This window comes from Hoeflea sp. AS16, from assembly GCF_038900095.1.
Classification (GTDB): Bacteria; Pseudomonadota; Alphaproteobacteria; order Rhizobiales; family Rhizobiaceae; genus Hoeflea.
In genome coordinates this window covers 132,337-145,198 of sequence record NZ_JBBMQQ010000009.1, presented here as the reverse complement: position 1 = coordinate 145,198, position 12,862 = coordinate 132,337, and the positions used below count along the sequence as shown (strand labels likewise).

Sequence of the window (12,862 nt, the reverse complement as noted above, 5' to 3'; positions counted from 1 at the left end):
TCCGTACGCAAATGTGATGACGCTGGTTCAGGTGATCCGGACGCGTCCGGCTGCGGAATAAGTCATCGTTGCCGGGGTCAGCCAGCCGTCCTGTCAGGACTGCTGATGGTTGGCCTTTACCCGCTCGAACGGCACCCTGATGGTGACATCGATTCCATATTCGTCCGGAACAATGTTGATTGAGCCACCGAGTTCCACGCGCATGGTGGCATCGAGAAGTTTCGTGCCGAAACCGCCTTTTTGGGCAAGCGCATTCGAATTCTGCTCGCCCAGTGGCGTCGTGCGGCGCTCCCGCCACGAAAACACCAGTGTCTCGGGGTCTCCCGCCTTGCGTTCGATCCGCCACCAGATGTCGAGTTTGCCGTCTTCGGACTGAGCCGAGCCATATTTGAGGGCATTGGTGGCAAGTTCGTGAAAAGCCAGGCCAAACGCCTGCGCCGCAACCTCGTTGAGTTCGATGCCCGGACCCTTGATGTTGCTTTTGTCGAGATTGTCGCCAAACAGCTGCCTGAGTTCCTGCGCCAGCAGCATCTTCAGATCAGCGCTTTGCCAGGCTGTGCGCGCCAGCAGGTCCTGCGAGGCAGCCATGGCCTGCAGCCGGGCACTGAAGGAGTGCGTGAAATCGTTCAGGCTGTCGGCCGATCGCGCCGTCTGCCGCGACATCGCCAGCACCCTGGCAATCATGTTCTTGATCCGGTGCTTCATTTCCTGCAGCAGGAATTCCCGGTCGGTCAGCGCCCGTTCGGATTGCAGCCGCAATGCTTCTCCGACCTCGATGGTGCGCTGCTGGGCGCGCGAAGATGCGGCCAGCGCCGCGGCCAGAAGGAGGCTGGCGACGGCCAGCATGATGGTGCGCGTCTGGTCCACCGGCGGGCGGTAGTCTTCGGACGCACGGATTTCGACGGTCCAGGTGCGGCCGGCCACCTCGACGGACATCACCGAAGGCGGCGCTGCGTCGATGCGGCGGCTTGGATTTGCCTCCGATTTGTAGATCAGTCCCGCATCTGTCGGCTCGCCATCCCAGGCGGTGATGTGAACCGGCAGCATGGGCGGCCGGTTGAGCGCCGAGTCAAACAGGTTGGGAATGCGGAACGGGGCATAGATGAACCCGAGCGGCAGGCCCGTGTTGGCGCCGAAGAACGGCGTGTACATCAGAAACCCGGCTTGCGGGTCGTGTGAGTTCTCCTGAACCAGCTCTACCGTTCCCGAAGCGCGCAATCGCTGTTCGCTAAGGGCCGCCAGAATGGCCGCACGGCGGGTGGGTTCGGCGTACATGTCAAACCCCAGCGCCCGGCGGTTGATATCTGTTGCCGGTTCCAGCATGACGATGGGGATGCGGTAGGTTTCGTTCGTCTCCGGCCATGGCAAGCGCGGCAGGTTGTAATTCCGCTCCAGCTCGGAAGAAATCGCCAGGTCGGATTGTGATCCGGCTTGCACGTAGCGGGCAAAGCCAAGTCCCTGAACGCCGTTGAACTGTTCGGTCTTCTGCAGGTGGCTGACAAAAACCCTGAACGCCTCGACGCTCGGCACCTGACCCGTGGCCTGGAAATGAGCCTCCACCGACTTGATCAGAAGCATGTGGTTTTCGATACGGTCTCCCACCCGCTGCACCGCGTCTTCGGCGATGCCGACAAAGGCCAGCCGGTTGGCTTGATCGATCGTGTACCAGGAGGCGGTGGCCGTGAGCATGCCGACAATGGCGACAATCACGAAAACCAGGACTGGCTGCAGTCGGTAGAACAAATTCTGGCTCTTTCGAAAAGGCCTGCTGATCCCGCAATGCGGTCTGCTTGGCTGTTGCAATATTGTTTGGGTCAGTCCGGCTTCAAGGTCTTAAGCCATGGGGCTTGGGTAAAAGTTGCGCGCTACCGGGTAGCAGTGTTCAAAAAGAAACACCGTAATGTGTCAGCCGGCTCGCGTCTATTACACAGGTTAAACTGCGGGGTCAGGTTCTCGGGATCCCCTTGTTGCCGAAATGGCTGTCAGGCCGGGGGGCGAAGTCCATCAAAAAGCGTTCGTCGAAGTCGGCAAAGCCGATCGATCTGGAGGCCTGTGGAAATGTCACGGCTCCCTTGTCGATCCTGATCAGCTTGTCCTTGCCAAGGCGGCTGAGCGAACGATTGACGTGAACCGTGGACAAACCCATGCAGTCGCCAATTTGCTCCTGCGTGAGTTCGAGCTCGAAGCCCTTGTCATTCGCAAGCCCGACCTGTTCCAGCCTGACCCACAATTCGAGCAGGAAATGCAGGATTCGCTGCGCAGCGTTTCGCGCGCCCAGCGATACCTTGTGTTCGGAAAGGATGTTGGAGTGGCGCACCGACATCCAGTCGAGCCCTGAAGCAAGCACCGGAAAGCGCCGGTGGATTTCGAGAAGGCGTACCGGCTCGATCAGGGCCAGCGAGCTGTTGGTGAGTGCGGCGGCAGAAAAAATCGAGGAATGAATGAAATTCACATGAAGCCCGATGAAGTCGCCGGGCAGGGACACCCCGATGATGAGGCGGCGTCCGGCAGGTGTAATCCTGTACCGGATCACCCATCCGCGCCGGACAAGAAAGGTCACGCGGATCGGTTCCCCGTCCTGGATGAATTCATCGCCCTTGGCGACAGCGGCCTGGTTGACCTGCATGGTTTCGAGAAAATCCACCTCTTCCGAAGTCAGCAACACGGAGCGCCCAAGCCTGCGCACGAGCGGGCTTGCATTCTCGGGGATTGCGCTCTGGTTCTTGGATGGCATGGGCAGCCTTTCATGAAGAAAGGCCCGGCATAGAGTTTGCCGGGCCTTTGCAGTCAACGGTAATCAGCTGCGGTCGAGCCAGTTGTCGATCTCGCGCTCGGCATCGTCACGGGTCTTGCCGTAACGGGCCTGGATCTTGCCGGCCAGTTCATCGCGGCGGCCTTCGATCACGTCGAGGTCGTCGTTGGTCAGCTCGCCCCACTGGGCCTGCGCCTTGCCTTTGTATTCATTCCACTTGCCTTCAACGATATCCCAATTCATATCAATTCTCCTTGTTAAACAAAGCTGTCGGCCGGTCGGCGGTTCCAGTCTGCGGTTCCGGTTGCCGGCCTGACCTGACAACGGCGATACAGCCGATTGGTTCCCTCGTATTCGTATTCAGCCGGATTTCGTGACGATCAGTCAGCCGTTGGTGCTTCCGGAACGAGCCTGGAAAAACGCACGGATGTGCACTCGTGAAATAAGCTTGGCCTGCGCGGAACTTTCTTCGCGCTCGCGCGTTTGATTATGTTGTTTTGAGGGATGCCCGATGAAGATATGGTCGCTTGTAACGTTAAACGGCCTGCTGGGCGTTCCCGGTGCCATCGCTGTTTTCATCTGGCTGTTGGCCATCCCGCTGGTCTGGCTGGACACAAGCTTCAATATAGTCGGAGATCCGTTGCCGTTCTGGCTGGCGATTTCCACCGATACGGCCAGGTCGCTGCTGTCGACCATCGCCACCGCCGCGATCACGACCCTGAGCATGGTCTATTCGATCATGCTGGTGGTGTTCACGCTGGCTGCCGGCAACATTGCGCCGCGGCTGTTGCAGCGGTTTTCCCGCGACCGGGTCAACCAGGTCACCGCCGGCATTCTGGGCGGGACGTTTTTGTATTCACTGTCGGTGCTCAGGGCGACCGGCCCGGATCTCAGGCCGGAAATGTCGATCGCCGTAGCCTTCATCCTGGCAGCGGTGTCGGTGTTGCAGGTCATCAATTTCGTTTATTCGGTCTCGCGCAGCGTGACCATCGACGCCGAAGTGGCAAAGATATCCGAGCAGCTCGAGCATCAGGTCAACGTGCTTCTTGCCGAAACAGGAACCGGTCAGGACAGCTTCGATGAGGATGCTCTCGTGACCACCATTCGGGCGAGCGAGTCTGGATATGTGACGATGCTCGACGAGGCAGCGCTGCTCCGGCTTGCCCGCCATCACGATACGTCCATAGCGGTCCGGGTCGCGCCCGGCGATTTTGTCCTGGCAGGACAGGAACTGGCGGTCGCGGGATTTGATCAAGACGACAAGGATGCCGCGGCAACCGTCGTTTCCTCGATTTCGCTGCAACCCTATCGCGGTGCGGTTGACGACATCCGGTTTTCCATCCGGATTTTGCTCGAGATCGCCTTGCGCGCCCTGTCTCCGGGTGTCAACGACAGTTTCACCGCGGTCACCTGCGCCGACCGCATAGCCGCAGCCCTGGTCAAACCTGTTTCGGAAGGGTTGCGGGGCGATGTCCGCTGTGACGAAAACGGAGTGGCGCGCCTGAAGGTGCCGGGACTGTCACTGGAGGACTTGTTCAACATGACGCTGCATCCGCTGCGTCAGGCCGCCAGGGGCAACATCCTCATGCTTGATCATCTCGGCAAGGTTCTCAATTCGCTTCATGCCATCGCTGGACCCGAAGCCAAACGGCTGATCAAGGCCCATGGCAAGGCGCTGTTGGAGACGGCGCGCGCCGGTGATCCGATCGGCTCCGATTTGGGGTTTTTGCGCCAGCGGCTTGATTTCGGGATCGAGGATTGATCCGCAGCGGCTGCGAACTCAGTTCAGCCGGCTGGATGCTGTCGCTGTGTTGGCTGCAGGATAATCGGAGCGGGCGACGGACTGGATCGCCATGTGCGGGTTGATCAACTCAAGGCTGACTTCGAATTGGCCTTCAGGCGTGATGTCCCAGACGATTTCGGCATCCTCGTACAAAAGCGCCGGGTCGATCTCGACGCATTTGCCGAAGGATTTTCCCTGCGGTGCAGGGATCGTGCGGATCGCCGGGGTCAGTTCCGCCTGGCATTGCTCCACCGTTTCATAGGCAATCGCAGGGGCAGGGTATTCCTTGCAGGCCTGCAGATCGTCACTGCAGGCAATCAACAGCATGAATGCAGCAATGTGTTCCATGACGTTTCTCCTTTCAAAGACAACGTCAGGACGTCAGGGAAGTTCCACCCGGAGCGGATCAAGCATTCTTGATCTTGTTAGCCTCGCAATGGACCGGAATTGGTCTGGATTGTTTGAAACACTGCAGCACAACATTGTGCGGGCAGGGGGCAGCCTGTCTCGGCTAGCCCTGTGTTTCCAGCTCGTACTGGCTGTCGGGAATGGTCAGCTGATAGATCATCTGATCCGCCCCCGTTTCATGCCGTACCCCTGCTGCAAGCGCCTGGGGAACGATCCGTCCGAGCACGGTTCCGGAGAAACCGTTTCTCGGTTTGGCCGGTGTCTCCGGCTCATCCTGCCGTATCGCGTAGATTTCCTTCCAGGTCAGGATCAGCTCGGGCACGTCGTCTTCATTGCGGCGTTCTTCCGCTGAAAGCTCGACGGTGCCCCCGGCCGGGCCGAGCGCGCCTCTGGCGAGCGAATCTATCGTCAGTTCATGCAGCGCCAGCCCCAGATGCAAAGCCGCGTTGGGAAACAGGTAAGCGTCTTCACCGACCATTCTGAATCCGGTCGGCAGGTCTCCCATCAGCGGCTGCAGCTGGGATTCCGTCAGAGCGAACAGTTCGGCTCCGCGCCAGTCAGATGCGGTGACCAGGTCCTGGGACTGGGCCATCGACTGAACCCGGTTGCGGAACGCGAGCAGGAAGTCGTCCAGCCCCTGGCTGTGCCGTGCCGTCTGCGAGGCGACGGACTGGATGATGGCCAGGAGGTTCTTCGAGCGATGGCTCAGTTCGCGAAGCAGCGTCTTGAGCACCGTTTCGCGGTACTTGAGATCGTCGATATCGATGATTGTGGTGAAGACCCCGATGACCTGGCCTTCCAGGTCCGTATCGGGCTCGATGTTGAGCATGTACCAATGCCGCTCCTGTTCGACATCGCGAAGGATTTCGAGCTTGGTCGCTTCCCCGGTCTCGATCACGCCGCGTTTGGCGCTGATCACCTTGGCTGCATGCTGCGGGGCGAAGACCACTTCATCCGTGCCGCCTTCAAGAACGGCGCTGACAGGCCACGAATCCGGGAGATTGGCGGCGAACCTGATAACCAGATCGGCGTCCTGGTACATCATGGAAACACCGGCGCTGCGCAAACCCGCCAGCACGAATCTCAACCGATCGGACTCGTTAACCGAAGCCATAGTCATGATTTTGTCTTCACCCGCTCTATTTTGTTGTGATGAAAGCGTGAAGGCGCCGGAGGTCGTCCGGCGCCTTAAGCGGTGTGGGAAAGCCTGTTCTGCGCTGCGTCAAACTTTCCGCACGAAATTCAGCACCAGGGAAATGACCAGGAACGCCAGGAACAGGAAGAAAAGGATCTGGGCGATGCCGGCGGAAGCACCGGCGATTCCGCCAAATCCGAGGACACCGGCGATAATCGCAACGACGAGGAACACGAGGGCATAGTACAGCATCGAAAATCTCCTTGATTGTTTGATGCCGCACCAACGCCTCAGTTCCTAGTTGGTTCCTGTCATTTCGAGATTTTCGACTGCCGTGTTGAAAAACAGCGCCTGGCTGATCAGTGCCCTGACCATGTCGGGGTTGAACGGCTTGGTGACAAGAAACGCCGGCTCGGGCTTTTCGCCGGTAAGCAGGCGCTCCGGAAACGCCGTGATGAAGATCACCGGCAAAGTCTCGTCTTTCAGGATGTCGTTGACGGCGTCGATACCGGAGCTGCCATCGGCAAGCTGAATGTCGGCCAGAACCATTTTCGGCTTGGTCCGCTTGTAAAGCTCGATTGCTTCGCTGTGCGTGCGCGCCACTCCGGTGACCTTGTGGCCAAGGGATTCCACCATGTCCTCGATGTCCATGGCGATCAGCGGCTCGTCTTCGATGATCATGATGTCGGTTGCCACCTGCTTGGAAATCTCCATCGAGGCGGTTTCAAGCAGCTTGTTGAAGCTGGCTTCGTCGACACCGAGGATTTCGGCCGCCTGATCCGGCTTGAAACCTTCGACAGCGATCAGAAGGAAAGCCTTGCGTGCCTGCGGGGTGACAGCCTCGAGATTGGTCGCGGCTCGCCGCTCCCAGCCGAAAGGTGTCGGGTTTTGCGGGATTGGAACCGAAAGGCTGTCAAAGAGTTGAGAAAACAGCCGGTACAGCGAGACGCGATCATCGCCGGATTGTGGAAAGATGCTCAAATCCGCGATCAGCGCTTCAAGCGTCGCAGCTACATAGGCGTCGCCAGAAGTCTGCGAACCGGTAACCGCACGCGAAAAGCGGCGGAGGTAAGGAAGGTGCGGCGCAATGCGCATGGACAGTGTCGTCATTATATACCCCTTTTGCAGTCCACTTGACGTGGCAACAGAGTCAAAACGCACGGGCAAAAAAAAAGTTCCGAACTATTGGAACTTTTTTTCGCATCACGCATTCTCTCCATATGTGTTCATTCTGAAAGGGCTGGCAAGGGCATGATTGATCGAAATGACAAGGACGCAACACCGAACCGGAGAGGGCAGGCCGACCTTGGTCCCAATGATGCGATTGCTTCGCAGCTGAAGCAGTACTTCACTTCGGTCGAGGAGGAGCCGATCCCCGACCATCTGCTCAGCCTGCTTGAGAAACTGGATCAGGCCGAACGCTCTGGTGGCTCAAATGGCACAAATTAACATGGGTACACCCGATTCCATCCCGACGGACGGTCCCGCCGTGTTCAACTTCAAGCGCGAGATGCTGGCTGTATTGCCGAGCCTGCGCGCTTTTGCGGTGTCGCTGGCGCGTCGCCACGACAAGGCGGATGACCTTGTGCAGGAAACCGTGATGAAAGCCTGGGGCAAGCAGGAAAGCTTCCAGCCCGGAACCAGCATGCGTGCCTGGCTTTTTACCATCCTGCGCAATGAGTTCTACAGTCAGATGCGCCGCAAGGGCCGTGAATTGCCCGATCCGGACGGCGTCTTCGCAGGCAATCTCGCCACCCATCCCGAACAGTACGGCAAGCTTGACCTGGCCGATTTCAAGACAGCCCTCGACAGCCTGCCCGATGACCAGCGTGAAGCCATCGTGCTGATTGGCGCCTCCGGCTTTTCCTACGAGGAAGCGGCCGAGATCGCAGGCGTTGCTGTCGGCACGATCAAGAGCCGGGTCAACCGGGCCCGCGTCAAGCTGCAGGAGCTTCTCACTGTAGACGGCGAAAGCGATTACGGCCCGGATGAGACATCCCGGCCGCTGGTCAACCGGGCCTTCCCGGGAAGATAAGACAACCGGCGCTCAAGCAGATCGGCTTGAGCGCCGGTTTCATTGACAAACGCCCTAGATCGGATAGTGCGGCGTACCGTCCTGGATGGTAATCCAGCGCAGCTCGGTAAACTCGGAAATGCCCCAGTTCCCGCCAAACCGCCCGTATCCGGATGACTTGACGCCGCCGAACGGCATTTGCGCCTCGTCGTGAACTGTCGGGCCGTTGATATGGCAGATGCCGCTTTCAATTCGCTTGGCGACCTTCATGGCCTGCATCACGTCTTTTCCGAATACTGCCGAGGAAAGCCCGAAGTCGCTGTCATTGGCAATCCGGACCGCTTCATCGATCGATCCGGCGCGAATGATGCTGACCACCGGGCCAAAGCTCTCTTCGGTATAAAGCCGCATGTCGGGGGTGACATGATCGAGAGCGGCTGCGTTCAGGATGGTGCCTTCGCCGCCGCCCGCAATCAGCTTGGCGCCTTTTGAGACTCCGTCCTCGATCAGGTCCTTGATCCGTTCCGCAGCCGACAGGTCGACAAGCGATCCCAGCGGCGACGAACCCTCGCGCGGGTCGCCGGCGGTTAGCTGTTCCACTTTTTTTGCAAAGGCCTCGACGAACTTGTCGCCGATCGAGCCGACGGCGATGATCCGTTCGGTCGACATGCAGATCTGGCCCTGGTTCATGTAGGAGCCGAACCCTGCCGCAGCCACCGCCGCATCGATATCGGCGTCCTCGAGCAGGATCATCGGCGCCTTGCCGCCAAGTTCCAGAAGCGCCGGTTTGAGATAACGGCCCGCCAACTCGCCAATGACCTTGCCGACCCGTGTCGAGCCGGTGAAATTGACCCGGCGGACAGCCGGATTTGCAATCATCGCCTCGACCAGCGCCGGCGCATCTTCGGGCGCATTGGAGATGGCGTTCAGCACCCCGTCGGGGAGGCCGCCCTGCGCCACGGCCTCGATAATCAGCGCATGGGTGCGCGGGCAGAGTTCCGAGGTTTTCATGACAACGGTGTTGCCGCAGGCAAGTGGTGTGGCGATAGAACGGATGCCGAGAATGACCGGCGCGTTCCAAGGCGCCATCGCCAGAACCACGCCGGCTGGCTGGCGGATCGCCATTGCCATTGAGCCCGGACGGTTCGACGGGATGATCTCGCCCTTGATCTGCGTGGTCAGCGATGCCGCCTCGATGAGCATGTTGGAAGCCAGCATCACGTTGAAGCGGGCCCAGCCCTCGGTGGCGCCGATTTCGTCCTTCATTGCCTGAACGATATCGTCGGCCCGGTTGTTGAGCGAGGTTGCGGCATCCAGCAGCATCTTCCGCCGCGCTGCAGGCCCGGTTTCCGACCAGGCCGGGAAGGCGGCCGCCGCCGCATCAACGGCCCGTGTCGCGTCCTCGACCGATGCCGCGGCCGCAACCGTGACGGTTTCGCCGGTCACAGGGTTCTTCCGCTCGAAAGTGGCATTGTTGGATGCCGCGACGTGCTTGCCGCCGATATAGAGTTCAAGATTGGTCATGTTGGTATGCCTCTTGTGTGTCGTTTCCCCGCCCAGGAAGGCGCGGATCACTGCGGGGTCGTTGCGCAAATCGGATGCGGTTCCCGAGCCGGTGATCACCCCGGTCTCGATCAGGTAGGCGCGGTCGGCAAGGGCCAGTGTCGCGCGTGCGTTCTGTTCGACGATGACGATGGTCAGGCCGGTTTCACGGATCTTTGCAAGTGCCGCAAACACCTCCTGCGCAACGATCGGGGCCAGCCCAAGCGAGGGTTCATCCAGCAGCAGCAGTTTTGGCGAGGACATCAGTGCCCGCCCGATTGCCACCATCTGCTGCTCGCCGCCGGACATGGTGCCCGCAAGCTGGTCCTTGCGCTCGGCAAGCTTTGGAAACAGCGCGTGAACCAGTTCCAGGTTCTTCCCCGCGTCTGCCTGGGCGCGCCGGGGCAGGGCGCCGAGCTTGAGGTTTTCGGCGACGGAAAGCTGCGGGAAGATGCCGCGTCCTTCCGGCACGATGACAATCCCGTGCTCGACAACCTCGTGCGGCTGCAGCGCCAGAACGTCCTGACCTTCATATATCACCTTGCCTGCGGCGGGCTTTGTTCGTCCGCCGACGGCGCCGAGCAGCGAGGATTTGCCCGCGCCGTTGGCGCCAAGGATTGCCACCATCTCGCCCTTGCCGACATCGAGCGAAACGCGGTCGATCGCCACATGCTTTCCGTAGACAATGCTGATGTCGCGAACTTCAAGCATCTTCGGCATCTCCCAGGTAGGCCGCGATCACGGATGTGTCCGACAGGACCGCCGAGGTTTTGCCGTCCGCGATCAGTTGTCCGGCGTTCATCACCGCGCAGCGCGGGCAGAGCGCCCGGACCGCTTCCATGATGTGCTCGACCATGATGATGGTGATGCCCGAACCAGACAGGCTTTCGATCAGGCGAATGCCTTCCTGCAGTTCCGTCGGGTTGAGGCCCGCAAGCCATTCGTCAAGCAGCAGCAGTTCGGGTTCGGCGGCCAGCGCGCGGGCCAGTTCCAGCCGCTTCTGGTCGATATAGTTGAGATCGCCCGCGCTCGCCGAGGCGCGGTCGCCAAGCCCGGTTCTCGCCAGCGCCTGGCGGGCCACCCGTTCCGCCTCTTTTCCCCAGTGGGCGCGGTGACCGAATACTGCCGGAAGCATGACATTTTCCAGCAGCGTCAGCGACGGCAGGATCCGCACGAGCTGGAACGTGCGCGCGATGCCTGCACGGGCGATCTTGTCGACGCGGGCGCCGGCAAGATTGCGTCCATTGAAGACGATCCTGCCCGACGAGGGTGCAAGAAAGCCCGAGATCAGGTTGAGCAGCGTGGTCTTGCCCGATCCGTTTGGGCCCAGAAGTCCCATGATCGTGCCGCTCTCCATCGCAAACGAGACCTCGTTGACGGCTTTCAGTCCACCAAAGGAGCGTGAGACCTTTTCGATTTGCAGAAGTGTCATGTGCCGCGCCTCCTCAGCCATGCGCGCAGATCATCGACGCCCGCCAGGATCCCGTTCGGAAGCACGAACACGACGGCGATGAACATAAGCCCGAGAAAGATCGGATAGGTGTCGGGGAAATTGACCGAGAGCCATTCGAACAGCAAAAACAGCGGGATCGCTCCAACCATGGGTCCCCACAGCCGGTTTGCACCGCCCAGCAGCGCCATGATGACGGTGAGAAAACTGACGGTCGGATTGAACACGATCAGCGGCTCGACATAGACCCAGCGGGGAGAGGCGACCGCGCCGACAAGCGTGATCAGGGTGGCCGAGATGGTGAAGGCAACCAGCTTGGTGCGGGCCAGGTGAATGCCCGAATGTGCAGCCACCACTTCATCATCACCGATGGCCCTGAGAGCGAGGCCCAGCCGGGTGCGGTTGATCCAGGCGGTCACGCCGATGGCAATCGCTGCGAGCGCCAGCATCTGCCAATAGATGTCGCGCGCGGTCAGGTCGAGAAAGATGTAGCGCCCCAGCGTGCCGGTGATCGTCACTTCGTACCAGGTGATCAGCTGACGGACCAGTTCGGCCAGCCCGAAGGTGAAGATGACGAAATAGATGCCCGACAGCCTTAGCGTCGACAGCCCGACCAGCAGCGCCATGGCGGCACCGATGAGGCCGGCACACAGCAGAACCGCCGGGTAGGGCAGGCTCTCGTTGAGCACAGCCACCGTGTAGGCCCCGGTTCCGTAAAACGCCACCGTCGCAAGCGAGATGTAGTTTGTATGGCCGGAAAACAGCGCCCATGCCGAGGCAAGCGCCACGTAGGATGCCATGCCGATCATCAGGCCAAGTTCGTATTCGGACACGAACAGCGGAACGATGGCCAGGGCGATGAGGCCGAGGACAGGAAATGCCAGGCGGATCATGAGCGCCTCCCGAACAGGCCTTGCGGACGCCAGATCAAGACCGCGAGAAAGATGGTGAAGGTTGCAGCCAGCGTCAGCCCGGGATCGAAGGTGGTTGCCACGAAGGTTTCCACCAGCCCGAGCGCGAAGCCTGCCGCCAGTGCCCCGGCGACGTTTCCGACGCCGCCCATGATGACGATGATCAGCGCCTTCATGGTGAACACCACGCCGTCATTGGCCGAGAAGGTCTGGTACATGGCAATGCTGGCGCCGCCGACCGAAGCCAGTGCGGTACCCAGGGCAAAGCCCTGGCGGCTGACCTTGTTCACATCGATCCCCACAAGCGGCGCCGAACCGGGCGTCAGCGCGACGGCACGCAGGATGAGCCCCCAGCGGCTGCGGGTGAGAAGCACGATCAGCCCAAGCCCGGCGACAAGGCAGATTGCGAAGGCGATCAGCCGGTTCAGTGCCACTGATACGCCAAGCACGTTCACGCCCTGGTCAAGATAGGAGATGGAGGTGAAATTGGCGCCAAACAGCACCAGCATGATGCCTTGCAGCACGAACAACAGCCCGAAGGTGGCCAGGATGGAATCCACTTCCAGCTTGCCCGGTTTTCCGCGCGAGCGTTGTACCAGGGGCTGCATCATCACGGTGTAGAGCAGCCAGCCGGTCAGGTATCCGGCAGGACCGATCAGGATGATCGCCAGAAGGGGTGACATGCCTGCCGACTGAAACAGGAAGACCAGCGCAAAGGCCGCCAGCAATGTCACCTCGCCATAGGCCAGGTTCATGATCCGGGCGATGCCGTATTGCAGGGTCAGTCCGAGCGCCAGCAGCGCATAGGTGCCGCCCAGCACCAGGCCGAGCACAAGCGTCGTCATTGCAGTGGTCCGCTTCTGTCAG

General features: G+C 60.4%; 14 protein-coding genes and 1 pseudogene. 3 read left to right on the top strand and 12 right to left on the bottom strand.

Translation table 11 applies throughout. The annotated features are described in order from the left end of the window. Positions 1-93 precede the first annotated feature (93 nt). From WNY80_RS18955 to WNY80_RS18945, 3 genes are all read right to left on the bottom strand, one after another. Entirely contained in the window at positions 94-1,743 is a 1,650-nt protein-coding gene (locus WNY80_RS18955) for a CHASE domain-containing protein (protein ID WP_342888976.1), read from the bottom strand. Positions 1,744-1,945: 202 nt separating this feature from the next. After that, positions 1,946-2,734 carry a Crp/Fnr family transcriptional regulator gene (locus WNY80_RS18950; RefSeq protein WP_342888975.1) on the bottom strand — a complete coding sequence of 263 codons (789 nt, stop codon included), beginning with the start codon at positions 2,732-2,734 and terminating at the stop codon, positions 1,946-1,948. 63 nt (positions 2,735-2,797) lie between these two features. Then, a complete protein-coding gene (locus WNY80_RS18945) occupies positions 2,798-2,995 on the bottom strand; it encodes a CsbD family protein (protein WP_342888974.1) in 198 nt (65 codons plus the stop codon). A gap of 268 nt (positions 2,996-3,263) precedes the next feature. On the opposite strand from WNY80_RS18945, the gene WNY80_RS18940 reads away from it, so the two are divergent. Further along, positions 3,264-4,514 (top strand): DUF2254 domain-containing protein, encoded by a 1,251-nt coding sequence (locus tag WNY80_RS18940; RefSeq protein ID WP_342888973.1) that lies wholly within the window; start codon positions 3,264-3,266, stop codon positions 4,512-4,514. Positions 4,515-4,532: 18 nt separating this feature from the next. Here the strand turns inward: WNY80_RS18940 and WNY80_RS18935 are convergent, their stop codons facing one another. From WNY80_RS18935 to WNY80_RS18920, 4 genes are all read right to left on the bottom strand, one after another. After that, complete coding sequence (locus tag WNY80_RS18935) at positions 4,533-4,883, bottom strand: hypothetical protein (protein WP_342888972.1); 351 nt, start codon at positions 4,881-4,883, stop codon at positions 4,533-4,535. Between the two features lie 163 nt (positions 4,884-5,046). Continuing rightward, positions 5,047-6,063 (bottom strand): HWE histidine kinase domain-containing protein, encoded by a 1,017-nt coding sequence (locus WNY80_RS18930; RefSeq protein WP_342888971.1) that lies wholly within the window; start codon positions 6,061-6,063, stop codon positions 5,047-5,049. A 102-nt stretch (positions 6,064-6,165) separates the two neighbouring features. Beyond that, on the bottom strand, positions 6,166-6,330 hold the full coding sequence (locus WNY80_RS18925; protein ID WP_269385452.1) for a DUF1328 domain-containing protein: 165 nt from the start codon (positions 6,328-6,330) through the stop codon (positions 6,166-6,168). A 45-nt stretch (positions 6,331-6,375) separates the two neighbouring features. Next, positions 6,376-7,188 carry a response regulator gene (locus WNY80_RS18920; protein WP_342888970.1) on the bottom strand — a complete coding sequence of 271 codons (813 nt, stop codon included), beginning with the start codon at positions 7,186-7,188 and terminating at the stop codon, positions 6,376-6,378. 141 nt (positions 7,189-7,329) lie between these two features. Here WNY80_RS18920 and WNY80_RS18915 point away from each other — a divergent pair, with 141 nt between their 5' ends. Then, complete coding sequence (locus WNY80_RS18915) at positions 7,330-7,527, top strand: NepR family anti-sigma factor (RefSeq protein WP_342888969.1); 198 nt, start codon at positions 7,330-7,332, stop codon at positions 7,525-7,527. A gap of 1 nt (position 7,528) precedes the next feature. Further along, positions 7,529-8,113: a sigma-70 family RNA polymerase sigma factor gene (locus WNY80_RS18910; RefSeq protein WP_342889020.1), complete on the top strand. Its 585-nt coding sequence runs from the start codon at positions 7,529-7,531 to the stop codon at positions 8,111-8,113. Positions 8,114-8,167: 54 nt separating this feature from the next. Here the strand turns inward: WNY80_RS18910 and WNY80_RS18905 are convergent, their stop codons facing one another. The 5 genes and pseudogenes from WNY80_RS18905 to WNY80_RS18885 all read right to left on the bottom strand — a co-directional run bounded on the left by WNY80_RS18905 (position 8,168) and on the right by WNY80_RS18885 (position 12,840). Further along, entirely contained in the window at positions 8,168-9,616 is a 1,449-nt protein-coding gene (locus WNY80_RS18905; RefSeq protein ID WP_342889019.1) for an aldehyde dehydrogenase, read from the bottom strand. 255 nt (positions 9,617-9,871) lie between these two features. Next, a pseudogene (locus tag WNY80_RS18900) lies at positions 9,872-10,345 on the bottom strand (ATP-binding cassette domain-containing protein); the annotation flags it as partial. Then, positions 10,338-11,066, bottom strand: coding sequence for an ABC transporter ATP-binding protein (locus tag WNY80_RS18895; protein ID WP_342888968.1), 729 nt, complete (start codon positions 11,064-11,066; stop codon positions 10,338-10,340). The gene WNY80_RS18895 and the pseudogene WNY80_RS18900, both read right to left, overlap by 8 nt. Continuing rightward, positions 11,063-11,977 (bottom strand): branched-chain amino acid ABC transporter permease, encoded by a 915-nt coding sequence (locus WNY80_RS18890; RefSeq protein ID WP_342888967.1) that lies wholly within the window; start codon positions 11,975-11,977, stop codon positions 11,063-11,065. The genes WNY80_RS18895 and WNY80_RS18890 overlap by 4 nt, the downstream gene beginning before the upstream one ends. After that, a complete protein-coding gene (locus WNY80_RS18885) occupies positions 11,974-12,840 on the bottom strand; it encodes a branched-chain amino acid ABC transporter permease (protein WP_342888966.1) in 867 nt (288 codons plus the stop codon). The genes WNY80_RS18890 and WNY80_RS18885 overlap by 4 nt, the downstream gene beginning before the upstream one ends. Between the last annotated feature and the right edge of the window lie 22 nt (positions 12,841-12,862).